This is a genomic window from Streptomyces sp. NBC_01017, from assembly GCF_045162795.1.
Taxonomy (GTDB): Bacteria; Actinomycetota; Actinomycetes; order Streptomycetales; family Streptomycetaceae; genus Streptomyces; species Streptomyces machairae.
In genome coordinates this window covers 1,312,490-1,337,002 of record NZ_CP108683.1, presented here as the reverse complement: position 1 = coordinate 1,337,002, position 24,513 = coordinate 1,312,490, and the positions used below count along the sequence as shown (strand labels likewise).

The following is a 24,513-nucleotide window of genomic DNA, read 5'->3' as shown; positions in this document are numbered from 1 at the left end:
TGCACTGCTATCTACCCCTCACGCAACAACTGCCGCGAGCATGGAATTTGAAGCCGCCCTGATGGGGTGGCGGGAGGGGCGGCCGGCCAGACGCAGCACATGGGCGGCCAGCAGTTCGGCCGCCTGTGCATGCCGGCCGGGGGGCGCGGCGGCGGACATCGCGGCCAGCCGGGACGGCTCGGCCAGCAGTGGCTCGGTGAGGGCCGCGAGGCGGTCGGCGTCGGTTTCGGCGTCGGGCAGCAGCAGTCCGGCGCCCGCGTCGGTCAGGACCCTGGCGTTGTGGGTCTGGTGGTCGCCCGGCGCGTACGGGTAGGGCACCAGGACGGCCGGGGTACGGGTCGTCGCGAGCTCGGCGACGGTCGCGGACCCCGCGCGGCAGACGGCCAGGTCGGCGGCCGCGTACGCCAGGTCCATGCGGTCGAGGTAGGGCACGGCGGTCGCCACCCGGTCGCCGCCGGTCACGGCGAGCTGCCGGTGGGTCTCGTCCAGGGCGGTCGGCCCGGTTTTGATCAGCAGGTGTACGTCGGTGCGGTGCCGCCAGCGCTGGGCGAGGCCGGTGGCCGCTGCGGTGAGCCGGGCTGCCCCCAGGCTGCCGCCGTTGACCACCACCAGTCGGCCCTCGACCGGAATCCCGAGCGCCCGCCGGGCCTCGGAGCGCTGCCCCGTTCGGTCCAGCGCGGCCAGTTCCGCTGCGATGGGCATGCCCACGACGTCGGCGTGCCGACTCCCGGTCAGGTGCCCCCGGCTCTCCTCGAAGGCCAGGGTGATCTGGTCGGTGAGCAGTGCGGCGAACCGGTTGGCGCGTCCGGGGACCGCGTTCGATTCGTGGATGACGCTGGGCAGCCCGGCCATCCGCGCCCCGACGATCACCGGGGCACTCGGGTAGCCGCCCATGCCGACCGCGACCTGCGCGCCCTGCGCGCGCAGCACCGCCTTGGCCTGGGTGCCGGACTTGATCAGCGCCGCCGGCAGCAGGAAGCGTCTGGCGCCGAGCGACGGATCGAACGGGATCATGTCGACGGTGTGGAGGCGGTAGCCGGCCTCGGGGATGAGCCGGGTCTCCAGCCCGCGCTCGGTGCCCACGAAGGAGATCACGGCGTCGGGCGCGGCGCGTCGCAGCGCGTCCGCCAGGGCCAGACCGGGATAGATGTGCCCACCCGTGCCGCCCGCGCCGATCACCACCGACAGCCGGGGCTGGGATATGTGCGGTGTCCTCATGGCGATCACGCTGCTGACCGCGTCTAAGAAGTTCCTAAGAGCGCGTTTTGGCAGGCTGTCTGCCATGAGTGGTGCTGGTGGGTGCCTGAGCGCACCGAAGGTCCTGGTGGTCGACGACGAGCCGGAGGTGCGGTACGCCGTGGAGGACGGGCTCGCCGTCGAGGGCTATCAGGTGCGCGGGGCGGAGGACGGCATGGCGGCGCTGACCGCCATCGCCGACTGGGAACCCGACGCCGTGGTGCTCGACGTCATGCTCCCCGGCCTCGACGGCCTCGCGGTCTGCCGTTGCCTGCGTACCCTCGGCGACCGTACGCCGGTGCTGGTGCTCACGGCGCTCGGCTCGGTCAGTGAGCGAGTGGACGGTCTGGAGGCAGGGGCCGACGACTACCTGGTGAAGCCGTTCGCGCTGGACGAGCTGGTGGCACGGATCAGGGCCCTGCTGCGCCGTACCGCCGCCGCCGAGCCGGACGCGGGTGCCGAGCTGGGCTTCGCCGACCTCGTGGTCGACCCGGCAACCCGGACCGGACGCCGGGCAGGGCGCGCGATCGAGTTCAGCCGCACCGAGTTCTCCCTGCTGGAGCTGCTGCTGCGGCACCCCGGACAGGTGCTGCCCCGGGAGACGATCCTGGAACGGGTCTGGGGCCGCGACTTCGGCCCCGAGTCCAACTCCCTCGCCGTCTACGTCGGCTATCTGCGCCGCAAGCTGGAGGCGGACGGCGAGACCCGGCTCGTCCACACCGTGCACGGAGTCGGCTACCGGCTGGACCTGCCATGACCGCATCACGACGACACCGCTCGCAGCCCGAGCCGCCACGAAACGGTCGACGCCGGCACGCCCGATGGCTGCGCCGCCGCCCCCTGCGTACCCGTCTGACCCTGACCGCCTCCCTGGCGGTGGCGGCCGTCGCCGTAGGGCTGTGCGCCGCAGCCTTCCTGGTCATCCGCCACCAACTGCTCCACCAGCTCGACCTGCACCTGACCCAGTCGGCGCGACTCGCCGCCCAGCAGTACCGGCACGAGCCGCCCGGCGTCGTGCAGGGCCAGTGCCGCTTCCTCGCCGCCCCGGCCTGCGCCCAGTTGGTCCCCGCGCAGCCCGCTGACGACCCGTCGCAGCCGTATCTGCTGCCCGTCACCGACGCCACCCGCGACGTAGCCTCCGGCTCCCACGGGCCCTACTACAGCGAGGTGCGACTGGCGGGCCACAGCGCCAGGATGCTCACCACGCCACTGGACGAAGGCCGCGCCATCCAGGTCGCCGTGCGTGCCGACACCGTCGACCGAGGGGTCCGGCAGGCCGCGGTACTGCTCACTGTCATGGGCGGGGCCGGCGTGGTGCTGGCCGGGGTGCTCGGATCCTGGGTTTCCCGCACGGGTCTGGCACCGGTCAGCCGACTCACGGCCACTGCCGAGCGCATCGCCTCCACGCGCGATGCCCGGCACCGCATCGAGCTGCCGCCGGAACGCCCTGGCCGGGACGACGAGATCACCCGCCTCGCGGCCTCCTTCAACACCATGCTCGACGAGTTGGAGAAGTCCGTCACCGCTCAACGACGTCTGGTCGCCGACGCCTCCCACGAACTGCGCACCCCGCTGACCGCGCTGCGCACCAACGCCGAACTGCTCACCAGGGCCTCCCGCCTCAACGACGTCCAGCGCGACCGCGCGGCGACCGCGATCGCGCGCCAGCTGCGCGAGGTGACCCTCCTGGTCAACGACTTGATCGAACTGGCCAGGGACGAGGAACCGGACCCGCTGATCGAGGACGTACGTCCGGCTGACGTCGTGGCGCATGCCGTCGACGCAGCCCGCGATCACTGGCCGGCCGTGCCCTTCACGCTCTCGGCCGACCCCGAAGTGCGCACCGCCACCGTCGCCGGTGTGCCGGCCCGGCTCTCCCGGCTGCTGTCGAGCCTGTTGGACAACGCCGCCAAGTTCAGCCCACCCGGCCGGCCGGTCGAGGTCACCCTCACCACCGCCCCCGGCGTACTGGAACTGACCATCCGCGATCACGGCCCCGGCATCTCCGACGAAGACCTCCCCTACGTATTCGACCGCTTCTACCGGGCCCGCACCGCCCGTGCCCTGCCCGGCTCCGGCCTCGGACTGGCCATGGCCCGCCAGATCGCCCACGCACACGACGCCGAGCTGACGGCCGAGCACGCGTCCGGGGGAGGGGCGCTCTTCCGGCTGCGGGTTCCGTGTTGATGCGCTTGACGCTCCGGCGAACATGGCGACGGAGCGCCGCTCGTGCGGCAGTGGTCGGCGGTATGTGCCGTACGGCTATCCGAGGTTGCGGTCCGGCCTCGAACGCCGCTGAGGACGTTGCCCGCCCGGCCGACCGAGGGTTGAACGGCGCATGGACGATTGGTTCGCAGCGCTGGACGGCGCGACCCCGACCCCACCCGACACCGCGGGCTGCCCCTACTGCGCCTGTCTCCTGGCCGCACACCCGGCGGCTGACGGTGCCTCACCCGAAGCGGAGCAGGGGGACGACGGCGACAACTTCGCGAGGTGGCTGCGCCTGTGCATGGTGCTCGTCGCAGGGGTGAGCGTGGTGCTGACGTTGTCCGGAACGTGGGCAGGATGAGGTGCGCAGGCACGTCAGGGCTTTTGCAGCGGCAGCCGAGGACGAAGCTGCGGAGCCTGGCAGGCATGAGGCGTGGGACCGCGCCCCGTACGCCGCGGTTGGTCAGATGCCGACGGCCAGATGCCGAACGATGCGGCGTAACGGTTCGGCTGGGCAGCGGGTTGCTGGCATCTTGCAAGAGCGAAACCCGGACCCACCTTTGGTCAGTTGTTGGTCAGTGCATCCAGGCTCGGGTGCCGAACGAGGCGCATGCCTGTGAGGCGATGAGGGCGGCGGCGTGCAGGCCTTGGACGAAGCTCTGTGAGGTCAGGTGCCGCTTGTCGGCGAGGTGATGGGTGAGGGCTCCGTGCAGGATGTCTCCCGCGCCGAGAGTGTCCGCCACCGGCACGGTGGGCACAGCGATGGTCCCGCTGTCGTCGGGGCAAAATCGGCGGAGCAGACGGCCACGTCGATCCACCGCAGGAGGTTCTGTGTCCCCGGCTTCCAGCTGCCTGCGTCGAGGACGGTGCGGCGGCCGGCGTCTCGCGCGGCTCGGGCGGTGGCCGTGCAAGTTCCATCAGCTGGCTAGCGAGGGGACCCGCACCATGGGGCGTGGGGGAATCGCTTCTCGGGGCAGCTCTGACCTCAACTTCGCGCACGGGTCTGCACTGTTGAGGGCAGTTAGATCTGTGCCGTGTGTATCGTGATCGTCATGACTGTGACGCGGAAGATTCGCTCGCCGGTACTCCGGCGACGTGTAAGACTTCGGCCTCCACGTGGTGTGACCGAAGTACCGCCGCCGGGTTCTCGGTGGCCGTGTCGCGGTCCGGCTGCGTGAGCTGATAGGGCAGAAGGTGGCTGAGAGGGGCTGGGAGGTCATCGCCCTTGAGGTGATGCCGGATCACGTCCACCTGTTCGCCAGGCATGGGCCGAAGGCATCCGCCTCCTACGTGGCGAACCAGTTCAAGGGCTCCGCCTCCCGTGTGCTCCGTTCCGAGTTTCCGCGCCTTAAGAGTTAGCGGCCCACGCTGTGGTCGTCGTCGTTCTCCGTCGCCTCGGTCGGCGCGGTGAGCGCGGACATGGCGGAGAAGGACATCAGCACCCAGCGGGAACGCTCCAGGACGAAGAAGTAGAAGGAGGAGGAGCAGGCGTGATACGTGCTTACAAGTTCCTCCTTCGCCCCACAAGCCGCCAGGCGCAAGCCCTGGGTGAAATGCTGCGGGATCACTGCTCCCTCTACAACGGGGCCCTGCAGGAGCGCCGCGACGCCTACCGGCACACCTCGAAGACGAGTGTCAGGTACAAACAGCAGTCCGCGCAGCTCAAGGAGATCCGCTCCTTCGACCCCGAGCGGCAGGGCCGCTGGTCTTTCTCTTCTCAGCAGGCCACCTTGCGCCGGCTCGACAGGGCATTCCAGGCGTTCTTCCGGCGTGTGAAGGCCGGGCAGAAGCCGGGCTACCCCCGCTTCCGGGGCGTCAACTGGTTCGACACGGTGGAGTTCCCGACCGACGGCGACGGTTGCCGCTGGGCCTCCACCCCGCACGACCCCGTGACCCGCGTCCGCCTCCAGGGCATCGGACACGTCCGCGTGCACCAGCACCGCCCCGTGAAGGGCCGTGTCAAGACGATCAGCGTGAAGCGCGAGGGCAAGCGCTGGTACGTCGTTCTCGCCTGCGACCAGGTGGAGGCCGAGCCGCTGCCCGCAACCGGCGCGGTGACAGGCATCGACATGGGCGTCACGCACTTCCTGACCACCTCCGGGGGCGCGCACGTCGAAAACCCACGGCACGGCAAGCGCAACGCCGATGCCCTGGCCAAGGCGCAGCAGGCCCTCACCGCGTTCCCCCGCCGGAAGCGGGAGAACCGCACCGCCAAGCACCGCCGGATGGTGGAGAAGGTCGCCGCTCTGCACCGCAAGGTCCGCCGGCAGCGCCTGGACCACGCGCACAAGACTGCGCTCGCCCTGGTCCGCGACTACGACCAGATCGCACACGAGCGGCTGAACATCGCGAGTATGGTCCGCACCCCCAAGCCGAAACCCGACCCCGCCACGCCCGGCGCGTTCCTGCCGAACGGCGCGAGCGCGAAGGCCGGGCTCAACCGCAGCATTATCGACGCGGGTTGGGGGGTGTTCCTGGGCATCGTCGCGCAGAAGGCTGAAAGCGCCGCGCGTGTTCTGATCCCGGTGGACCCCCGCCACACCTCGTGCACCTGCCCCGGATGCGGGCACGTGGACGGCAGGAACCGCGACGGCGAAAAGTTCCAGTGCACCGCGTGCGGGCACATCGACCACGCTGACCGTGTGGGCGCCTGGAACGTTGCACTCAGGGCCGGGCTGGCCCTTCCCGGCGTGGCGTAGCCACCGACAGGAGAAGCCCCCGGATTCATCTGCGGGGAGGAGTCACGTGATGGCCGTCGAGTTGGTCGCAGCCTGCCACCAGCGCGTCCAGATCGTCGGGTGGGGCGAGCCTGTGTCCGGTTGCGTTGGTCGAGGCGACGGCGCGTTGTCTGTTGGAGGCGGTGACCATGATGGAGGACACAGCGGGCGGGTCGGTCGACCGAACAGCCAGGTCCGACACGGTCACTCCTGCCCGCTCCAGGTCGGCCTTGATGGCGAGCCCCAGCGGGTGGGAGCCGATCGCGGTGAGCAGTCTGGCTGCGCCGCCCAGGTACGTGAAGGTCACGGCCTGTTCGCGGCCGGGTCGCCGGCGGCCACGGTCTGTTCGCGGGCGGTGAGTTTCTCGTCGGGCGCCGGGACGTGATCGACGAGCTGGATGACATCCAGGGTGCACAGGCCGACGAACAGCCCTTCAGGCCGGCTTCTCTTTCGGGGCCCCATCCAGTTACATCTCCTCTCGGCCCGGCGCCCGGGGGTCACGTCGTGGACTCGCCGCCTCGCCGAGATCAACGTGCCCGGTTCCTTTCTCCGTGCCCCGGCCCGCCTGGTGGCTGCCGCGTCGGCTGGACCGGATCCTGCCCGATCTCGACGTCGAGGGAACCAGCCTCCAGAAGGCCCCGGCGACGGACGACAGGCAACTCCGGCCCGTCACCTGGGCCTCTGCCCCCACGTCATCCGGTCACCGGGGCGCTGACCGTGTCCGTGCGCGGGTGGGTGTCCATGGGGCGGAGTGACGTATGCCGGGGGGCCTCGCTTCCACGACAGCTAATTGATATTTCAAAGATATCGGGGCAGGATGGTCGCGTGGAGGCGGTTTGCTTCGCTCGCCGTACGGCCGTCCCGGCTGCTGCACTTCAGGGACCTGATCCCGTGTACGGACCGGAGGCCGCTGGGTTGGGGTCTCTTGAGGAGCCATCATGAGCGGTGCCGAGTTTCCAGAGGTCACGACCATGGCGGGCGCGCTGCGCGGCCGTCGCGAGGAGGGCCTGGCGGTCTTCCGCGGTATTCCGTACGCGCAGCCGCCGGTGGGCGAGGCGCGCTTCGCGGAGCCGCGACCGGTGCGGCACTGGGACGGTGTGCGGGAGGCGTTCGCGTTCGGTCCGCCGCCCCCGCAGGAGCCGCTCGGCCCTGACACCGCGCCTGCCGACCGCGTCCCGTCCGGTGGTGACGACTGGCTGACGGTCAACGTCTGGACGCCGGACCCGGACAGGGCTTCTGGCCGCCCCGTGCTTGTGTGGATCTACGGCGGCGCCTACAAGTTCGGCTCTGCCGACGACCCCGCCTACGACGGCAGCCGCCTCGTCCGCGACGGCGACCTGGTCGTCGTCACCCTCAACTACCGCGTCGGCGTCGAGGGGTTCGCCCGGATCGAGGGCGCCCCCGCCAACCGTGGTCTCCTCGATCAGGTTGCGGCCTTGGAGTGGGTGCGGGAGAACATCACCGCGTTCGGCGGTGACCCCGACCGGGTCACCGCGTTCGGCGAGTCGGCAGGCGCCGGGTCCATCGCCGCATTGATGGTCATGCCGCGCGCCCACGGCCTCTTCAGCCGGGCCATCGCCCAGAGCGTGCCGGGTACGTTCTTCTCGGAGGCGCTGGCCGCGGACATCGCCGGAAGCATCGCGGGCGAGCTGGGGCTGCGCCCGACCGTGGCCGACCTGTCGGGCGTCGACCCGCGCAAGTTGCCCGCGGCGGGGGCCGCGGTGAGCGCCCGGATGCGCGAGTACGTGCACCGGTGGGGCCCGGTCGCCCTCACCCCGACGCCGTTCTCACCGGTCGTCGACGGCGAGGTCCTGCCCGCCACGCCGTGGGAGGCGTTGGCGAGCGGCACAGCCCGGGACATCGAGCTGATCGTCGGGCACAACCGGGACGAGTACCGTCTCTTCCTCGTGCTCGGTGGCCTGCTCGGCCGGGTGGACGACAACCTCGCTTCGACGGCCCTGAGTCTGTTCGGCCCGACACCGGACGCAGCCCGCGCCTACCGGTCCGCGTTCCCGGAGGCCTCCGCGGAGTACCTGTTCGAACTTGTCCAGTCCGACTGGCTGTTCCGCATGCCCTCACTGCACCTCGCTCAGGCCCACGCGGCGGGTGGCGGCCGGGCGCACCTGTACGAGCTCACCTGGACCGCCCCGGCGAACGGCGGTGTCCTGGGCGCCTGCCACGGCCTCGACGTGCCCCTGACCTTCGGCATGTACGGCGGCCTCGGCGCCATGCTGACCGGCCCCGCACCCACACCTGAGACGGAGTCTCTCTCCGCCCGCTTCCGCTCCGCCTGGACCGCCTTCGCCACCACGGGCGACCCGGGCTGGCCTGCCTACGACACCGAACAACGCCTCGCCCAACTCCTGGACGCCGCCCCCGCGGTGGCCCCCTACCCCGAGGAGACCTCCCGCCGCCTCTGGGAGCACCACACGTTCGCTCCGCTGACCTTGGCGACCCCGTGACGGTTCCTGCGCCCCATGTGGCCGCGCTCAAGGTCCACGTCCCCGGGAAGGAACCCTTCATGCCCGTCACGGACGGAGCCCTCGTCCTCCCCGGCCTCGAACCCTGACGAGCCGTAACGGTGGTCGAACCCCGGCGCGATGGGAACGCGCCGGGGTTGGACCACAGGCTCAGTACCGCGTGGGGAACAGTTGGAGCTTGGCCTTGTTGCCGGAGACCGACTTGACCCAGATCTTCTGGTTGTTGAACTTGACGGTGCCGCCCGGGCTGGTGCTGCCGCTGAGGCTTCCGCCGGCGGCGGACATCTTCACGGATCGGGAGCTGATGCTCGTGATCTTCAGGCTCCCGAACCCGAACTTGCGGCTGTCGACCTTGATGGTCTTGGGCGCAGACACGGTGGTCCTGCACCGCCCGTCGTAGCAGGGCCCGTTGGCGGCAGACGCCGCCGGCGTCATCAGGCCGAACCCGAGTGTGCCCGCCATGGTCAGTGTCACGCCGGTCGTCGCGGCGCGCCGGCGCCCACCGGCGGTGTTCAGCAGGGTGGCGGCTGTCAGTCGGCGGATACGGTTCACGTCATCGCCCTTCGATGGGTTGGAAACGGTACGGCGGGAGTTCCTGCCGCCGCCGGAGCCCATACGCCCTGGCGGGCTCGGTCCGGCCCGCCCGGCTGGTGCCCCGCAGCACCGATTCCAGCGCCTGCCTGGTTGTTCAGTAACCCGCTCCTTCACCCCGAACAACCCGCGGCACACGCGAGACGGTGGTGTGGAGACCCCGACGGCCACGGAGGAGTGGAACTGGCGAAGTTTCACAGGCGGACGACTATCGCCGAGACGGACGATGGTGCTGCCAGCTGCGGAATTGGAGCGCAGGGGGAGGTAACCCTGGAGGAACAGTCTCCAGGGCCACCACCATGAGCGCCGTTACTGGTCCGGACTCGTGATCCTGAACCGGGCAGTGTTCCCCTCGGTGGCCCACCGATGGAAGCCGGCCTTCTCCAGGACTCGAACCGAGGGCGGGTTCGACAGTTCCACGTTCGCGGACACGGTGTGGACCACTGACACGGTGAGGGCGAACTCTGCCAGGGCCCGGGTGGCTTCGGGGGCATAGCCCCGTCCGCGGCGGGAAGCCACGATGCCGTATCCGATCTCGAGGACGCCCTCGCTGGGCGGCCAGAACAGGCCGATCGATCCGACCACCAAGCCGCTCTCGCGCTCGACGATCAGACGGTGGCCGTACGCGCCGAGCCAGGCGGGGTGCTGGTCGAGGAGGCCCGCGATCACGCGATCGCCGTCAGCGGGAAAGTCGTCCGCCCAGTGCGGGGACCTGGTGTCGTGAAGGACCGCGGTGGCCTCGCTCGTTGTCCAGGGCCGAAGAACGAGACGCTTGGTGATCACGTCGGCGTGGGCAGGTGAAGAAGCGGAACAAGGGGAAGACACGTGTCTCTCCTGGTCGTTGAAACGACCCGGGCCGCGCTCTGCTATCGCGCGGGCCGGATGAGGGCATGCTGATGGGTGCCGACGGCGGCCATATTCATCAACCTCCCTGTCCCGTGATCACGTGTCTCTCGAACGGGCGTGACGCTAATAGCTGCTCTCAGCCTGCGCAACACGTTTCGAGGCTGCTGGGAAGGCTGCTCCAGCCCGTTCAGTATCGAGCCTCCCCTACAGTACGTCCGTGGAAATCAAGTGCACCCAGTGCCAGGCCGCTGATCTGCGGCCGTGGTTCATTGAAGACGGCGGTGACCACGCGAGTGGGTATTCCCGTTGGATACCCGGGCCATTGGAGCGGGGCATCTTCGGTGGAGCCAAGCGCTGGGGGCGTCCGCGGTACCGGATAGATGCCTACCGGTGTTCTTCCTGCGGCCATCTCGAACTCTTCGCCCCGCACGAGGTCTGACGGCACTCCACGTTCAGCCGGGCCACTTGACCTCGCCCGTGGCGCGATCCCGCCCTAGGCGTCCCGGCGTCGATCCCGGACCTCAGGGAGCGGCCGGAAGCCGGCTGCCCGATTGGCGGCAACGGCGCCCGCATTGGAGCTCGGGGTGCAGACGATCGCGCTCGACGAGCCCCAGCTCCTGGAGCGAGGCCGCCGCGGCGACGGTGATCGCCTTGCCGTAGCCGTGACCGCGACGTTCCCGGTGCACGCCCATCGGCTTGAGCAACCCGGGCTATCCGTCTCGGCTCCAGGTCCGGACCGCCGCGGCCGTCGCCTCTGCACCGAACCGCCAGAACCAGCCCAGGTCTCCCGGATGCAGCTGTATCGGTGCCCCGTCGTAGTGCCACTCCCGCAACACGCCCAAGGCGTCGCCCGACCCGTCAACTCCCGCTTTGCCCAACGCAATCGCCATAGCCCCGATACACACCGCCGCGGCGACAGCCCGCACCCGGTTTCCGGCCGGCCGCCATGCTGGGGACTTGGGGACCGGGTAGGGGCACGAGGCGGGCTGACTCATCTCTCACGTCGCGTTCAAAGTCCCGAGGACCGACGAACGGCAGGTGCTCGCAGCCCTGCTCAGGACGGTACGTCTCAACTGATCCTCCGATGGCTGGCGCAGCGAGGGCAAGACCGATGCCACGGAGGTTGAGCAAGCGGGTCAAGAGACTGTAGCCGCTGGTGGGTTCCATCGGTGGGTGCGCGGCACGTCTCGGGAGACGCCGTAGTCCTGTTTGAGCTGTTCGGGGATGGCGTAGTGCATGACTCGCCCGCGGGTGAGGGAGGACAGCTCCAGGATGGTGGTCAGGTGGCCGAGACGGTCCAGGGCCCAGGCGCCGAGCGGGGAGCGGTCCTCGATGGTTTCGAGGATGCCGAGGAGGTGGGGCAGGGCCTTGACGACGGTGTCCCATGGCGTCCGGGGCACGTGGAGCCAGTCGGCGCAGGTGTCGCCGATGAGGTGGCGGATGAGGGCGGAGACGATCGGATCGAGGAAGGTGCCGGGCACGACCTCCTCGTAGAGGTCGATGAGTTGCCGGGTCAGGTGCGTGCCCTCCTCGGAGGGCCCCATGTGCCGGATCATGTACAGATCGAGGAACGCGCGCGCCTCCTCCAGGGTTTTGGGGACGGCGTCCTGGTCGACGCCGAGCATGGCCCCGACGACGCGCCACGCGTAGTAGTAGGCTTCGGCGCCTTCCTGCGACATGTGGATGCCGAGTCGGTGCAGGCTGTCCAGGACGAGCAGGGAGAAGAACATCTGCCCGCCGATCATGTCCTCCTGGCAGATCGGCGTTCCCAGCACGGTGGTGTCCCACCGGTTCTCGCGCTTGAGGTGGTGGCGGATGGAGGCGTGCAGGAGGCGCACCTTCTGGGCGGCGGGGATGAAGCGGCTGCCGCTCTCGAAGGCGTCCGGCTGCATCAGGTAGACGGTGAACTGACCCGTCTCCGCCATGCGTTTGGAGGGGTACTTCAGTCCGTGGGTGGCCGACAGCAGTTTTGCGACGTGTGGGACGACGTAGCAGGCGGGCATGGAGGCGAAGGAGAGCGCGGTGGAGATGTGCACGTTGTTGTCGATGAAGAACAGCCGGGCCTTTTCCATCTCCGTCCAGTCCACCCAGGACGGCGGGACTCGGGTGGCCTCAAGGTACTCCCGGGCGACATCGGGCAGCCCGTCCGGCAGGGGAGCCCCGGCGGCGGAGACGTAGCGCATCAGGGTGTTGAACGTGCCTACCTGGCCGCTTTCGAAGAGTGCGGCGACGGTGGCGTCGGCGAGTTCGTCGCCGTCGTGCCGTAGGGCGTCCATGGATGCCTCGGTGTAGGTCATGGCGGGGCTCCTTGCTTCGTCGGGACCGTCGACGACCGATGGGTGGTCGGCGGCCGGTCCGGGGTCGGCGGCCGGGCATGGCGTGGTTGTGCCGACCGGGGTGTAAAAGCTCAGGACTGGCGGTCTGCCGCGGACTGCGCCAGCGTGGCCAGAGCCCTCGTGGCATGTGCCGGTACGGCCAGCTCGTGGAGAGCACCGAGTGCCTCGTGGACGCGTGCGCTGATCATGTCCTCGATGCGGTCGGGTGCCCCGAGCCGGCACATCACCTCGCGCACCGCGTCCAGCGCATCCGCGTCCGGACGGCGCCGGCCGAGCAGGGCGCGCAGCCGTTCGCGGTCTGCGTCACCGGCAAGGCGCCAGGTCTCTGCCAGCAGGGCCGTGGGCCGGTGGCCGCGCACGTCGTCGGCGTTGGCCTTACCGGTGCGTTCCGGGTCTCCGAACAGGCCGAGCAGATCGTCCCGCAGCTGGAATGCCTCGCCCAGCGGCAGCCCGTATGCGCAGTAGCCCTCACGCAGCCGCGTCCCTGCCCCGGCCAGCGCGCCGCCGATCAACAGGGGCTGCTCGACGGTGTACTTGGCGGTCTTGTAGCGGATCACCTTCAGCGACGCGGTGGTGTCCGGACCGGCTCCGGTGCGCAGGATCTCCAGGCACTCGCCCGCGATCAGCTCGCGAGCCATCACCGACCACAGGGGGCGAGCCCGGGCGAGGTATGCGGCGGGTAGCCCGCTGGTGGCGAACAACTGCCCGGCCAGCGCCATCAGCAGGTCCCCGACCAGCATCGCCAGCGACCTCGCATGGGCGTCGCGGCGCGGACGGCGCCGCACGGCACCACGCAGCGCGATGTGCGCTGTGGGGCGACCGTGCCGCAGCGGGCTGTCGTCGATGAGATCGTCGTGCACGACCGCAGCGGCATGCACCAGCTCCATGGAGGCCGCCGCACGCACCAGTGCGTCGCTGTCCGGCTGCCCCACCGCACGCCAGCCCCAGTAGCAGAATGCCGCCCGCAGCCGCTTGCCGTCCGCGACCGCCGCCTCCAACTGCTCGGCCACCGGGGTCAGGAGCGGGTCGATCGCGGCGAACTGGTCGGCCTCCTGGGCGACGAACTGGTGCAGTACCTCGTCGATCCGGGTCTTGAATACGGCCGGCTCCCACCGGTCAGATGCCATCGGCGGCCTTCCGGGACTGGGCGTGCCGGGCGAGGATCTCCAGGTGGGCCGGGGGCACGGCAGCGTACCGATCCAGGGCCAGGCGCCCACGCGCCGTCAGCTCGTTCTCGGCCTGCGCTGCCAGCTCTGCGGAATCCGAGCGGCGCAGCAGCCCTCGCAGCGTCCCTACGGCCGAGCCCAGCGTGTGCACCGCCAAATCGGCCAGCCCGGCCACGAGCAGCACCGCCTGCTCGTCCAAGCCGTCACGCCGTCCCGCTTGTCGCGTCATGGTCTTCCCCACCCCAAAGAACGTTCCGGAGGCGCCGGTCACGCGCCGTGCTTCCGAGCATCGGTCAGACCGGGCGTGACAGCAGAAGAACTCACCATCGAGGGATCACATCGCTCGAGAGTGCGGATCAACGGCGGGGCATCCCTGGCCGACCTTGGCCCTGTCCGGCAAGTGCAGGTGCTCGCCCCGGAACTGTGTCCGCAGTGCGCGGTCATGGGTGACCAGGACGATTGCGCCCGGGTAATGGGCCAGCGCGGCCTGCAGTTCTTCGACCAGCGCGGGGGAGAGATGGTTCGTCGGCTCGTCGAGCAGCAGGAGGTCGGCGGGCTCGGAGACCAGCCGTGCCAGTTCCACGCGGCGGCGCTGGCCGTACGACAGCTCGCCGATGCGGAGTCGGAGTTCCGCCGGGCGGAAGAGGCCGAGGGTCAGCAGGGCGTCCGCGTGCTCGTCGGCGGAGCCCACACGGCCCAGCGCGAACGCCTCCGCCACCGTCAGGCCCGGCGGCCATGGCGTCTCGTCCTGGCGCAGATGTCCCACCCGGCCCGGCACCCGTACCGAGCCGTCGTCGGGCCGCAACTCACCTGCGAGCAGCTTCAGCAGCGTGGTCTTGCCCGCGCCGTTGGGGCCGGTGACCAGTAGCCGGCCGGAAGGGCCGAGGGTGAGTGAGTCCAGGTGAAGGCGGTGTCCTACGCGTACGTCCGACAGCTGTACGGAGGGGAGCTCCGCCGCTGACGTATCTGTGCCGTCCCCCGCCGTGCCGATGCGCGCGGTGAAGGTCAGCGGCTCCGGTGGCGGGGCCACCGGGTTCGCCGTCAGCCGGCCGACCCGCTCGCGCGCGTTGCGGATACGGGCCATCGCGCCGTGCGCCCGGCCGCGGGCCCGGAAGCCGCCGTGGCCGAAGTTGGCCAGCGGGGCCTTGCGCGGGATGCCGTCGAGGCGGACCGCATGGCCGGTCGCCAGCCGCTCGTTGCGGGCCAGTTCGGCCCGCCACTCCTGGTACTCCTGGAGCCGGGTGCGGCGTTCCGCGGCCTTGGCGGTGCGGTAGCCGGCGTAGCCGTCTCCGTACCGCGTGACCTTTCCCGCCTCGGCCTCCAGGACCGTTGAGGTCAGGCGCTCCAGGAAGACGCGGTCGTGGGTGACCGCGAGCACCGTGCCGCGGTGTGCCCGCAGCTGCGCCTCCAGCCACTGAACGGCATGGTCGTCCAGGTCGTTCGTCGGCTCGTCCAGGAGCAGCAGCTCCGGACGGCCGGCGAGAACGGCGGCCAGGGCCAGTCGGGAGCGCTCGCCGCCGGAGAGGGTGCCGAGTCGCCGGTCGCGGGGGAGCGCGGGCAGGCCGAGATGGTGCAGGGCGAGGTCGATGCGGTGGTCGGCGTCGTAGCCCTCGCGCGCCTCGTAGCGTTCGAGGAGGGCGGCGTACGTGGCGAGCGCCGTCGGGTCCGCGCCGTCGCCGAGCGCCTGCTCGGCTTGGCGCAGCTCGGCCTCCAGTGCGCGCAGATCCGCTAGGGCCAGGTCGACGGCGTCCTGGACGGTGGCGGTCGGGGGCAGGGGGATGGTCTGCGGCAGGTAGCCGATGCCGTCGGCGGCCGTCACGGTCAACTCGCCGCTGTCCGGGCGTTCCTGGCCCGCGATGAGCCGCAGGAGGGTGGACTTGCCGGAGCCGTTGTCACCGATGAGGCCGGCTTTCTCGCCCGGCTTCAGGGTGAAGGAGACCTGGTCGAGGACGGTGCGGCCGGGATAGCGCTTGGTGACGTGGTGAAGGGTGAGTTGTGAGCAGTGCATGAGAGGTTCCCCTCCTGGCCGCGGGCTTCGCCCCGGGCCGGATCGGGTGGATGAGAGGGCACGGTGGGGCGCGGCGATGGCGGAGCGGTGCTCTACGCCGTCGGCGCCGACTTTCTCACAGGGAACCCATGCGTAGGACGGTACGACATGGTGGAGACTTTGGCAAGACGATACGTATCGTCGCGTAGGTGGGTGTCATCGTTGTGGCGCCGCCTTACGGAGGCGGGTGCTGGTCATGGCGCTGCGCTGGCTGCAGCGTTTCAACTGCTCGGGGTTGCATGGCCGGAGCATCTGGTGGGCCGTGACGCATGCGGAGGATCACCCAGGCCGCAGAGGGCCCAGCCGTCGACATCCGGGTGTCCAAGACCTGCCCCCGTACGTGCGTATCCACTGCGGCAGCCGCCCCTCGACCTGTCCGGTCCGGCGGCTCTGGCGCGTGTGGAAGGAGGCCGCACGACTCGACGCCCCGGACCGCAGTGGTTCCTGTGGTTCCCGTCCGGGGATCCGTTCCGCCGGCCCTCCTCACCTGTCTGTGGGGAACCCGGCGGTGAGATGAGCCAACAGCTGCCCCAGTGCGTCCTCCTGGAGAAGGTGGCCCGCGCCCTCGATCCAGTGCAGCTCAGCGTGTGGGATGCGCTGGTGCAGCCATTCGGCGTACTTCGGGGGGAGGATGCGGTCCTCGCGACCCCAGAGGAGGCGTACCGGAAGGGACATGCCACCCAGCAGGTGCTCGTTGAAGCTCCCCCCTTGACCTGGACAGCCTGATACTGGGACGGAAGGTCCTGGAGGAAGCAGTCAAGGTAGTGAGCAAGAAGAGCAACATGAGCAAGCGGTACACGGCCGAGTTCAAACGCGACGCTGTCGCGCTGGCGCTGTCGTCGGACAAGACGGTCACCGAGGTCGCCCGGGACCTGGGGGTGAGGCCGGAGGGTCTGCGTGGCTGGGTGAAGCAGGCCAAGGTCGACCGGGGCGAGGGGCCTGCCGGGACTCTGACCAGCGCCGAGCGGGAAGAACTCGCCCAGCTGCGGCGTAAGGTCCGCGAGCTGGAGAAGACGGTCGACATCCTGGGGAAAGCGACCGCCTTCTTCGCGCAGGACAAGATGAGGTAGACACCGCCACGCGGTGCCGCTTCATCGACGCGGAGAAGACATCGGACGACAATCACGCAGGTCACAGCGTTGCGCTGCCGTGCCGTGCGCTCGGAGTGCCGCGCTCTACCTACTACGCGCACCGGGCGGCCGAGTCAGCGCGCCGGGTCGCGCGGCGCGAGGAGGAACGCCTGGTGGACGAGATCCGAGTGCTCCACGCCGGATCGCGCGGCGCCTACGGGGCCCCGCGGATCCACGCCGCCCAGCGGCGGGCCGGGCGGGCGGTGAACCCGAAGAGGGTCGAGCGGCTGATGCGCAAGTACCGGATCGTCGGGATCACCCGCCGCCGGCGTCGGGGCCTGACCAGACAGGCCAGGCGGGCGGTGTTCACCGCCGACCTGATCGGCCGGGACTTCACCGCCCCCCGTCCCGGGATGCGGCTGGTCGGTGACATGACCGAACTCGTCACACTGGAAGGGAAGTTGTATCTGGCGACCTGCATCGATCTCGCGACGCGGGAGGTGATCGGCTGGGCGATGGCCGACCACCACCGTGCCGAGCTGCCGGTCGTCGCCCTGCGGATGGCGGCCGGACGCGGCGGTCTGGAGGACGGCTGCATCATGCACACCGACCGCGGCAGCGAATACACGAGTGATGAATTCCGCACCGAGATACGCAAGTTGCGCATGCGACAGTCGATGGGACGTGTCGGCTCTTGTTACGATAACGCTGCTGCGGAAAGCTGGTTCGCCGTCCTCAAAGCGGAGATCGGAACCACCGTCTGGGAGACCCGCGAGGCCGCCCGGGCCGACGTCTTCCGCTACATCGAGATCGAGTACAACCGCAGCCGACTTCGCAGACACCCCGAGTACGGGTACGTCACCCCACTCGAAACGAGAACCTTGCTCAGGCAAGACCTCACCCCCGCAGCGTAAACACCCGCTGTCCAGGACCCGGGGGGAACTTCCAAGGCCGGGTAGTTAGCGTTTTTGCAGGTCACGCAAGGGGGTCCTTTCCGGTGCGACTGCCGTGTAGCGTCCCGTGCGAACCCTCTTGATCATTCCCTTCTCGGTCCAGCGGGCGAGTTGTCGGTAGGTGGCGACGAGGGTGACGTCGCCGAGTAGTTCGGCGATCTCCCTTGAGCGCCAGAGCCGTTCGGGTTCTGCCTGCAGGATGGCCAGGACGCGTGTCATTCGGTTGCTGGTCTGGCCGGGGCCGACGTACTGGGGGACCGTGGTCGTGGGCAGTGTGGGCTCCGGCGTCGGCGGCGGCAGGAGAGTGATCACCGTCGAGGTCACGGCCTTGCTGGCGTCGGGGCGGCCGTCCAGTTTCCTTTCCGCGTAGCGGGAGATGGGGGACTTCACCTTGCGGGTACTGACGCGGCCCCGGCGTGCGGGCGACAGCGCTGACAGGACGCGCCGGCCGATCTCTCCAATGCCCTGCTCGAAGACTCCTTCTGCACCTACCAGCAGGTCACGGGCGGTCTGGAGGGCGACGGTGAAGCCGCAGCGGTCGGGATCGGTACCCGGCCGGGACTCCGCCGCCTGGACCATGGTGCGGCGCAGGAGTTGGTAGAGGGTGAGCAGGGCCCACATCTCCTGCTCGACGCCGGCCGGGTCGTGCGAGCGCAGGACACGTCCGTGCAGGATGGTGTGGCGCAAGGCGTAGTAGGCGCTCTCGTGCTCCCAACGCTCGTGATACAGGTGCACGAGGCGGTCGGCGGGGTGGCGGCGGGCGTCCAGGAGCGTGGTCACCAGACGGTAAGAGCCCTCGAAGTTGCTGCCATCGGTGCAGGTGATACTCACCTGGGCTTCGATGATGCGCACCGGGACGCCGCCGATGACCGAGAGATAGGAGAAGTCGGCGAGAGTTTGAAGGACTGGTGGGCGGCGGCGCCGGCGGATGCGGCCCAGGACCTGTGCGCCGGTGGCGTGCACGGCGGAGAGGAAGTCGTTGCCGTCGAAGCCCCGGTCCCACAGCACCAGCATCTCGGGGCCCAGATGGTGCAACAGCCTGGTGGCGTAGGAGGTTTCGCCCTCCCGGGTGGGACCGAAGACCGCCGCGATGACGGCCCGGGTGCCGGTCTCGACGAGCGTCATCAGCTCGACCTGGGGATACCCACCGTGCGGGCACCGCCCCAGCCAGCCCCGGTTGCGTTCGCTGTCAGGCACCTTGATCGAGCTGCAGCCGTCGAACGACACCGTCCGATACGGGCCGAACCGCACCCCCGGCATGGTCGGCCGGGCCAATGGCCCGGCCAACACCTCGAACAACGCACGCACCGGCGCGACTCCGAGCCGCCGGCGCAGGTCACGCAATGCCTTCCCGGTCGGGCAGACCACCGCCATCCCGGACAGGCCGGCTGTCAGCTTGGCCCACACGAGCCGGTAGCCGACTTCGGGGAACATGCACATCGCGAACAAGAAGTAGACCCCGACCCGCGAGGGCAGATCACGCAGCCGCCGCTGCACGACCCTCGTCTCCGACAAGACCGCGTCAACCAGCTCGAACGGCACGATCGCCGTCAGCTCCCCCAGATGACCCGGCGCGAACCGGCCCGCGGCCACAGTGACCGTACGGGTGATGGTCGCCAGTGGCGACGGCAGGACACAATGACCGGGCAACGGAGCTCCTTCGGGAACAAGCTGTCTTGGACGACTGCCTGTACCAACGAGCTCCGTTGCTCCGTGTCAGGACTTCCTCAACTCCCTTGCGTGACCTGCAAAAACGCTAACTACCCGGCCTTGGGGGAACTTCACGTACGCGGCGGTGTCCGCCTTCCTGATCGGTTTCTCTTGAGCGCAGACTCCGTCTTTCAGGGCGGGGTTGGCTCTTCCTCGCAACGGAGCCGCGCAGCGGGGGAGTTCAGTGCATTGTCAGTGCGTTGTCAGTGGCCTCCACTATGGTGATCACGTTGCTTCGAGAGGGGGTGTTCGCGTGCTTTCCGGCCGCAGGTACCGGCTCAAGCTCACTGCCGGGCAGGCTGCGATGTGTGAGGAGTTTGGGAACATCTGCCGCGCGGTGTGGAACACCGGACTCGACCAGCGCCGCGAGTATCGGCGGCGCGGGGCGTGGATGAATTACGTGCCCCAGGCCGCCGAGCTGGCCGACGCCAAGCGGGACCATTCATGGTTGAAAGCGGCGCCCTCCCACGTGCTTCAGCAGACGTTGAAGGATCTGGACCGGGCCTGCCGGGACCACGGAACATTCAAGGTCAGGTGGCGGTCGAAGGCGCGATGGGCGCCCTCGTTCCGTTTCCCCGCCGGGAACCTCATCACCGTGGAACGCCTCGGCCGCAAGTGGGGTCGCGTAAAGCTGCCCAAGCTCGGATGGGTCACCTTCCGGTGGTCACGCCCGCTCGGCGGCGAGATTCGGTCTGCGACCGTCAGCCGCAAGGGCGGCCAATGGTTCGTGTCGTTCCTCGTCAACGACCGGGCGACAACGCCCGAGCAGCACGCCATGGTGGACACGGCGGCCGGGATCGACCGGGGCGTGAAAGCGGCGGCCGTCACCTCCGACGGCGAGTTCTTCGACCGGCCCTTCATCACCGCCGGCGAAGCCGTCCGCTACCGGCGGCTTCAGCAGCAACTCGCCCGCACGAAGACGGGCAGCGCCAACCGGGTCAGGGTCCGCGCCCACATGAACAAGATCATGGGCCGGGTCACGAGCCGTCGGGCGGACTTCTGCGCCGTCACGGCCGCGTACCTCACTGCGATGAACGCACTTGTCGTCCTGGAAGACCTCAAGACCCGCAGCATGACGGCCTCCGCGTCCGGCACGCTCGCCGAGCCCGGCAGCCGTGTGGCCCAGAAACAGGGCCTGAACCGGGCCATCCTCGACAAGGGATGGCACCGCCTCGAACTCGCCCTCACCAGCGCGGCCCGGTACACGGGCACGCGCGTGGTGAAGGTCAACTGCGCATACACGTCGCAGCGGTGCTCCGCCTGCGGCCTTGTCACCGAAACAAACCGCGAAAGCCAAGCGGTCTTCCGGTGCAAAGCCACAGGCTGCGGACACACCGCGCACGCCGACGTGAACGCAGCGATCAACATCAAACACGCGGCAGGACATGCCGTGTCAGCCTGTGGAGACCTCGGCAACAGCCGGTCTATGAAGCAGGAACCCGTAAGCCGGGCAACCGGCCGAACCCCTGCATAAGGGAATCCTCTCGTTCAGGCGGGGGAGGAAGTCAATTGGCTGTACTGGCGGTAGTCCATGCGGCCTGTCCTGCGGCACCCCGCCACGGTGCGCGGGACGCTTCGAGCACTTCCGGCGGGAAGCCGATGTGCGTCGCGTGCCGCATGTGGCTGGCGACGAGCGCTTCGTGCACGTAGTCCGGAAGCTGCTGGAAGACATCCGCGTGCTCCAGGACGAGCTGGGAGAGTCCTCGCTCCCAGTCACCGCAGCTCACCGCGTCGAAGAGCGTCAGGTCCCGGTAACTTCTCTCCTCCAGCAGCAGTGTCCGCTGTGCCACGGCCCCGCCGATGTCGAATCTGCCGGTCCGGAACTTGGGAATCTCCAGGTCCAGGTCGCCGGCTGGCGTGGTCAGGGTCTTGTCCCGGTGGCCGTTGCGTAAGGCCGTCCTTGATGCGGTGTGCTCGTTCCAGCCGGCACCGATGTGCGCACTCACCTCGGCCTCGATCAGTTCCTGCAGCATCCGCTCGGCCACGCTGCGGACAAGCTCGATTCCATCAGACGAGCGTAGTGACTCCAGCAGCCGTAACAGGTCAGACTGGGACAGGGCCATCGCGTACTCCTCATGGTTGAACTGGGCGTTCACCAAGGAGAGTTACGTGATGGCCCGCCTCGCGTCAGGGAGCGGCAGGCACCAACAGAAGTGCGCCCCGAGCACCCGCCCGCGCACGCCCGCACCTTGATCGGCTACACCACGACAAGGGACGCCATCCGCGCTGGTCCGACTGGCCGAAGCCGAGATGGTCGAAGACGAAGACCGTACGGGTGCGGGCGAGTGCTGGAGCGATGTCCACCCAGAGAAAGGAGGAATACGGGGTGCCGTGCACCAGCACGACCGGATCCCCGCTGCCGAGTACCCCCCACCGCACCATCCCCTCAGGCGTCTCGAATTCCTCGCCAAGTGTCCAGTTCACCCTTGGTCTCCTCTTCTCCAGCGTGACCAGCACCCTTCACCAAGACCATGGCCGATGCCGACGGGGCAAGAGGCCCAGTGCCCCTCAACGACACCCATCCGGGGAACGGGCGCTTTCCCAAGCCATCGACAACTGACTTCCCCCTTCTCTGGGGAGGCTGTGTGGGGCGAGGCACGAGCGGAGGGTCCGAGCAGCTCAGCGCCCCTGCCGACCCACCTGGTTGGCGCAGCAGGTGTGGCGCCGCCGCCGAATCGACCGGTACTCAGGTGTTCTGTTCACACCCCCTGCAGCAGACACCGCGAGGGCAGCCGCCGTGGACGCTGGTGGGTCCGCGGCGGCCCTCGTGGGCGTGACAGTCGGTCAGTGGTTGCCGGCGAGTTCGCCGCTGAGCCTTTCGTGGATCTGGGCGCTCGGCTTGTTCAGGCCGATGATCTCGACGGCCTTGCCGCGCTGGGCGTACTTGGTCTCGATCGCGTCGAGTGCGGCGACGGAGGAGGCATCCCAGATGTGGGCGGCGCTCAGGTCGATGACGACCTTGTCGGGGTCGGTGGCGTAGTGGAACTGGCCGACGAGGTCGTTGGAGGAGGCGAAGAACAGCTCGCCGGTCACGGAGTAGACCACGCTGCTGCCGTCGGGGTCGGTGACCGCCGTGACGTTCGCGAGGTGGGCGACGCGCTTGGCGAAGATGACCATGGCGGTGACGGAGCCGACGACGACGCCGATGGCGAGGTTGTCGGTGGCGACCACGCAGGTGACGGTGATGACCATGACGGCGATTTCCCCGGCCGGCATCCGCTTCAGCGTCTTCGGGGCGATGGAATGCCAGTCGAACGTCGCGAACGACACCATCACCATCACCGCGACCAGGGCCGCCATGGGGATGTCGGAAACGACCGGCCCGAAGACGATGCACAGCACCATGAGGAAGGAACCCGCCAGGAAGGTGGACAGGCGGGTTCGCGCGCCGGACACCCTCACATTGATCATCGTCTGGCCGATCATCGCGCAGCCACCCATGCCGCCGAAGAAGCCGGTGACGATGTTGGCGATGCCCTGCCCGATCGACTCTCGCTGCTTGGAGGAGTGCGTGTCGGTGATGTCGTCGACCAGCTTGGCCGTCATCAGCGACTCCATCAGACCGACCAGCGCCATCGCGAGCGCGTAGGGGGCGATCGTTGCCAGGGTGTCCGTCGTGAAAGGCACATCCGGCAGGCCGGGCACCGGGAGGGATGAGGGCAGCTCGCCCTTGTCGCCCACGGTCGGCACCGCGATGCCGGCGGCCACCGTGATCACGGTGAGGATCACGATGGACACGAGCGGGGCCGGGATCACCGTGGTGACCTTCGGGAAGAACACCATGAGCGCCAGCCCGGCGGCGATGAGCGGGTGGACGGGCCAGGGCACGTCGTGCATCTCGGGCACCTGGGCCATGAAGATCAGGATGGCGAGGGCGTTGACGAAGCCGACCATCACGCTGCGGGGCACGAACCGCATCAGCTTGGCGACGCCGAGCACGCCGAGGACGATCTGGAAGACGCCGGCCAGGATCACCGCGGCGACGAGGTAGCCGAAGCCGTGCTCGCGGTTGAGCGGAGCGATGACCAGGGCGACCGCGCCGGTCGCGGCCGAGATCATCGCGCGGCGACCGCCGACGATCGAGATGGTCACGGCCATGGTGAAGGACGCGAACAGGCCGATCGCCGGGTCGACCCCGGCGATGATGGAGAACGAGATCGCCTCGGGGATCAGCGCGAGCGCGACCACCAGGCCGGCCAGGACCTCGGTGCGCCAGACCTTCGGGTCGGACAGCCAGTCGGGGCGCAGGCCGCGCAGCCGCGCGGTCGGGGACGGTGCGGACGTTGACAAGAAAGGTACCTGTCGTGCTCGGGCACGTCCGGTGTCGTGGAGCGTGCAGGAAGGCGCAGGAAGGCCGGGACGGCCAATCCCCGAAGCCCACGTACGGCGGGCTTAAGTCGGAAGGCGGCAGCGGTCGGGAGCGGGAGTCTGCGTGGCCGCTCAGGGGCGAAGGATCACGGCGGGCAGGCGGCGGCGTTGGCCGCCATGGGCATGCGCACGCTTTCTCCTGCAGGCTTCGGTCTTCGCCGGGGGCATCGTCGGCCCCGACACGGCTGACGGCTACGATCCACCCCGCACCGCGGGCGGAGTCGGCACGAAGCCAACCCCGACGATCACTTACTCTACCCTAACGTTAGGGTAGAGATCGGCGTCGGCCGCCTGTGGCCTTGGCGACGGATGAGGAAGGGCGCCCGCGTGAGCAGCGAGCACATGCAGATCGGCGAGGTCGCCGCACGGACCGAGCTGTCGTTGCGCACCATCCGGCACTACGAGGAGACCGGTCTCGTCATCCCCTCCGCCCGCTCCCAGGGTGGCTTCCGTCTCTACACCGACGCCGATGTCGCCCGCCTGATGGTCATCCGCCGCATGAAGCCGCTCGGCTTCACCCTGGACGAGATGCGTGACCTGCTGGAGGTCACCGACCGCCTCGACTCCGGCGAGGAACTGACCTCGGCGGAGCGGGAGGCTCTGCTGGAGCGCGTCCGTGGATACGAGCAGGGTGCTGCCGAGCAGGTGGAGAAGCTCCGCACCCAGCTGGCGCGGGGCGAAGAGTTCGCCGCGACGCTGCGCGAGCGCCTGGCCCAGGACAAGGTTGCGACGACTTAGCGGCGTCCGGAAACCCGATACCCAGGATCCGGGCGGGGAGCCACCTT

At 69.3% G+C, this 24,513-nt stretch carries 23 protein-coding genes and 3 pseudogenes; 10 read left to right on the top strand and 16 right to left on the bottom strand.

Going from position 1 to position 24,513, the window contains the following annotated elements; genetic code table 11:
* Positions 1 to 18: 18 nt before the first annotated feature.
* Positions 19 to 1,218: a UDP-N-acetylglucosamine--N-acetylmuramyl-(pentapeptide) pyrophosphoryl-undecaprenol N-acetylglucosamine transferase gene (locus OG331_RS06535; protein WP_406192603.1), complete on the bottom strand. Its 1,200-nt coding sequence runs from the start codon at positions 1,216 to 1,218 to the stop codon at positions 19 to 21.
* Positions 1,219 to 1,282: 64 nt separating this feature from the next.
* Between OG331_RS06535 and OG331_RS06530 the strand changes: the two genes are divergently transcribed.
* From OG331_RS06530 to OG331_RS06520, 3 genes are all read left to right on the top strand, one after another.
* Positions 1,283 to 1,993 carry a response regulator transcription factor gene (locus OG331_RS06530; protein ID WP_406192600.1) on the top strand — a complete coding sequence of 237 codons (711 nt, stop codon included), beginning with the start codon at positions 1,283 to 1,285 and terminating at the stop codon, positions 1,991 to 1,993.
* On the top strand, positions 1,990 to 3,423 hold the full coding sequence (locus OG331_RS06525) for a sensor histidine kinase (protein WP_406192597.1): 1,434 nt from the start codon (positions 1,990 to 1,992) through the stop codon (positions 3,421 to 3,423). The genes OG331_RS06530 and OG331_RS06525 overlap by 4 nt, the downstream gene beginning before the upstream one ends.
* A gap of 151 nt (positions 3,424 to 3,574) precedes the next feature.
* A complete protein-coding gene (locus OG331_RS06520; RefSeq protein ID WP_406192594.1) occupies positions 3,575 to 3,805 on the top strand; it encodes a hypothetical protein in 231 nt (76 codons plus the stop codon).
* Between the two features lie 214 nt (positions 3,806 to 4,019).
* Here the strand turns inward: OG331_RS06520 and OG331_RS06515 are convergent.
* Positions 4,020 to 4,348, bottom strand: a pseudogene (locus OG331_RS06515) (sugar kinase); the annotation flags it as partial.
* 266 nt (positions 4,349 to 4,614) lie between these two features.
* Between OG331_RS06515 and OG331_RS06510 the strand changes: the two are divergent.
* Complete coding sequence (locus OG331_RS06510; RefSeq protein ID WP_406209771.1) at positions 4,615 to 4,803, top strand: transposase; 189 nt, start codon at positions 4,615 to 4,617, stop codon at positions 4,801 to 4,803.
* Here the strand turns inward: OG331_RS06510 and OG331_RS06505 are convergent.
* Positions 4,800 to 5,012, bottom strand: coding sequence for a hypothetical protein (locus tag OG331_RS06505; protein WP_406210918.1), 213 nt, complete (start codon positions 5,010 to 5,012; stop codon positions 4,800 to 4,802). The two genes, OG331_RS06510 and OG331_RS06505, sit on opposite strands and share 4 nt — an antisense overlap.
* On the opposite strand from OG331_RS06505, the gene OG331_RS06500 reads away from it, so the two are divergent.
* Positions 4,935 to 6,143, top strand: a complete 1,209-nt coding sequence (locus OG331_RS06500) for an RNA-guided endonuclease InsQ/TnpB family protein (protein ID WP_406192591.1) — start codon at positions 4,935 to 4,937, stop codon at positions 6,141 to 6,143. The two genes, OG331_RS06505 and OG331_RS06500, sit on opposite strands and share 78 nt — an antisense overlap.
* Positions 6,144 to 6,186: 43 nt before the next feature.
* On the opposite strand, the pseudogene OG331_RS06495 reads toward OG331_RS06500, so the two are convergent.
* A pseudogene (locus OG331_RS06495) lies at positions 6,187 to 6,623 on the bottom strand (PfkB family carbohydrate kinase); the annotation flags it as partial.
* 476 nt (positions 6,624 to 7,099) lie between these two features.
* Here OG331_RS06495 and OG331_RS06490 point away from each other — a divergent pair.
* Positions 7,100 to 8,623 carry a carboxylesterase/lipase family protein gene (locus OG331_RS06490; RefSeq protein WP_406192588.1) on the top strand — a complete coding sequence of 508 codons (1,524 nt, stop codon included), beginning with the start codon at positions 7,100 to 7,102 and terminating at the stop codon, positions 8,621 to 8,623.
* A 168-nt stretch (positions 8,624 to 8,791) separates the two neighbouring features.
* Here OG331_RS06490 and OG331_RS06485 read toward each other — a convergent pair whose 3' ends face one another.
* The 8 genes and pseudogenes from OG331_RS06485 to OG331_RS06450 form a co-directional block, all read right to left on the bottom strand.
* Entirely contained in the window at positions 8,792 to 9,193 is a 402-nt protein-coding gene (locus tag OG331_RS06485) for a hypothetical protein (protein WP_406192585.1), read from the bottom strand.
* 348 nt (positions 9,194 to 9,541) lie between these two features.
* Complete coding sequence (locus OG331_RS06480; RefSeq protein WP_406192582.1) at positions 9,542 to 10,015, bottom strand: GNAT family N-acetyltransferase; 474 nt, start codon at positions 10,013 to 10,015, stop codon at positions 9,542 to 9,544.
* A 556-nt stretch (positions 10,016 to 10,571) separates the two neighbouring features.
* Positions 10,572 to 10,968, bottom strand: a pseudogene (locus OG331_RS06475) (hypothetical protein).
* A gap of 246 nt (positions 10,969 to 11,214) precedes the next feature.
* Positions 11,215 to 12,375 (bottom strand): oxygenase MpaB family protein, encoded by a 1,161-nt coding sequence (locus OG331_RS06470; RefSeq protein ID WP_406192579.1) that lies wholly within the window; start codon positions 12,373 to 12,375, stop codon positions 11,215 to 11,217.
* A gap of 110 nt (positions 12,376 to 12,485) precedes the next feature.
* Positions 12,486 to 13,541, bottom strand: a complete 1,056-nt coding sequence (locus OG331_RS06465; protein ID WP_406192576.1) for a polyprenyl synthetase family protein — start codon at positions 13,539 to 13,541, stop codon at positions 12,486 to 12,488.
* A complete protein-coding gene (locus OG331_RS06460; protein WP_406192573.1) occupies positions 13,531 to 13,809 on the bottom strand; it encodes a polyprenyl synthetase in 279 nt (92 codons plus the stop codon). The genes OG331_RS06465 and OG331_RS06460 overlap by 11 nt, the downstream gene beginning before the upstream one ends.
* Before the next feature lie 105 nt (positions 13,810 to 13,914).
* Entirely contained in the window at positions 13,915 to 15,588 is a 1,674-nt protein-coding gene (locus tag OG331_RS06455) for a TlrC/CarA/OleB/SrmB family ABC-F type ribosomal protection protein (RefSeq protein WP_406192570.1), read from the bottom strand.
* A 522-nt stretch (positions 15,589 to 16,110) separates the two neighbouring features.
* Complete coding sequence (locus tag OG331_RS06450; RefSeq protein ID WP_406209768.1) at positions 16,111 to 16,311, bottom strand: alpha/beta fold hydrolase; 201 nt, start codon at positions 16,309 to 16,311, stop codon at positions 16,111 to 16,113.
* Between the two features lie 98 nt (positions 16,312 to 16,409).
* On the opposite strand from OG331_RS06450, the gene OG331_RS06445 reads away from it, so the two are divergent.
* Both OG331_RS06445 and OG331_RS06440 read left to right on the top strand, forming a co-directional pair.
* A complete protein-coding gene (locus OG331_RS06445; RefSeq protein ID WP_406192567.1) occupies positions 16,410 to 16,697 on the top strand; it encodes a transposase in 288 nt (95 codons plus the stop codon).
* Positions 16,698 to 16,720: 23 nt separating this feature from the next.
* Entirely contained in the window at positions 16,721 to 17,611 is an 891-nt protein-coding gene (locus OG331_RS06440) for an IS3 family transposase (protein WP_406209765.1), read from the top strand.
* Between the two features lie 45 nt (positions 17,612 to 17,656).
* Here OG331_RS06440 and OG331_RS06435 read toward each other — a convergent pair whose 3' ends face one another.
* A complete protein-coding gene (locus OG331_RS06435; RefSeq protein WP_406192564.1) occupies positions 17,657 to 19,300 on the bottom strand; it encodes an IS4 family transposase in 1,644 nt (547 codons plus the stop codon).
* A 313-nt stretch (positions 19,301 to 19,613) separates the two neighbouring features.
* On the opposite strand from OG331_RS06435, the gene OG331_RS06430 reads away from it, so the two are divergent.
* A complete protein-coding gene (locus tag OG331_RS06430) occupies positions 19,614 to 20,834 on the top strand; it encodes an RNA-guided endonuclease InsQ/TnpB family protein (RefSeq protein ID WP_406192561.1) in 1,221 nt (406 codons plus the stop codon).
* Between the two features lie 31 nt (positions 20,835 to 20,865).
* Here OG331_RS06430 and OG331_RS06425 read toward each other — a convergent pair whose 3' ends face one another.
* From OG331_RS06425 to OG331_RS06415, 3 genes are all read right to left on the bottom strand, one after another.
* Positions 20,866 to 21,456 (bottom strand): transposase, encoded by a 591-nt coding sequence (locus OG331_RS06425; RefSeq protein ID WP_406209762.1) that lies wholly within the window; start codon positions 21,454 to 21,456, stop codon positions 20,866 to 20,868.
* A gap of 31 nt (positions 21,457 to 21,487) precedes the next feature.
* Positions 21,488 to 21,784, bottom strand: a complete 297-nt coding sequence (locus OG331_RS06420; protein WP_406192558.1) for an alpha/beta fold hydrolase — start codon at positions 21,782 to 21,784, stop codon at positions 21,488 to 21,490.
* Between the two features lie 360 nt (positions 21,785 to 22,144).
* Entirely contained in the window at positions 22,145 to 23,650 is a 1,506-nt protein-coding gene (locus OG331_RS06415) for a SulP family inorganic anion transporter (protein WP_406192555.1), read from the bottom strand.
* Positions 23,651 to 24,055: 405 nt separating this feature from the next.
* On the opposite strand from OG331_RS06415, the gene OG331_RS06410 reads away from it, so the two are divergent.
* Positions 24,056 to 24,466 (top strand): MerR family transcriptional regulator, encoded by a 411-nt coding sequence (locus OG331_RS06410; protein WP_406192552.1) that lies wholly within the window; start codon positions 24,056 to 24,058, stop codon positions 24,464 to 24,466.
* Positions 24,467 to 24,513 lie beyond the last annotated feature (47 nt).

Bases quoted from the DNA above. Each gene is read 5' to 3' on its own strand.
- OG331_RS06465 (WP_406192576.1), bottom strand. From the start codon at position 13,541: ATGGCATCTGACCGGTGGGAGCCGGCCGTATTCAAGACCCGGATCGAC.
- OG331_RS06460 (WP_406192573.1), bottom strand. From the start codon at position 13,809: ATGACGCGACAAGCGGGACGGCGTGACGGCTTGGACGAGCAGGCGGTG.
- OG331_RS06455 (WP_406192570.1), bottom strand. From the start codon at position 15,588: ATGCACTGCTCACAACTCACCCTTCACCACGTCACCAAGCGCTATCCC.
- OG331_RS06525 (WP_406192597.1), top strand. From the start codon at position 1,990: ATGACCGCATCACGACGACACCGCTCGCAGCCCGAGCCGCCACGAAAC.
- OG331_RS06470 (WP_406192579.1), bottom strand. From the start codon at position 12,375: ATGACCTACACCGAGGCATCCATGGACGCCCTACGGCACGACGGCGAC.
- OG331_RS06520 (WP_406192594.1), top strand. From the start codon at position 3,575: ATGGACGATTGGTTCGCAGCGCTGGACGGCGCGACCCCGACCCCACCC.
- OG331_RS06490 (WP_406192588.1), top strand. From the start codon at position 7,100: ATGAGCGGTGCCGAGTTTCCAGAGGTCACGACCATGGCGGGCGCGCTG.
- OG331_RS06445 (WP_406192567.1), top strand. From the start codon at position 16,410: ATGAGCAAGCGGTACACGGCCGAGTTCAAACGCGACGCTGTCGCGCTG.
- OG331_RS06530 (WP_406192600.1), top strand. From the start codon at position 1,283: ATGAGTGGTGCTGGTGGGTGCCTGAGCGCACCGAAGGTCCTGGTGGTC.
- OG331_RS06535 (WP_406192603.1), bottom strand. From the start codon at position 1,218: ATGAGGACACCGCACATATCCCAGCCCCGGCTGTCGGTGGTGATCGGC.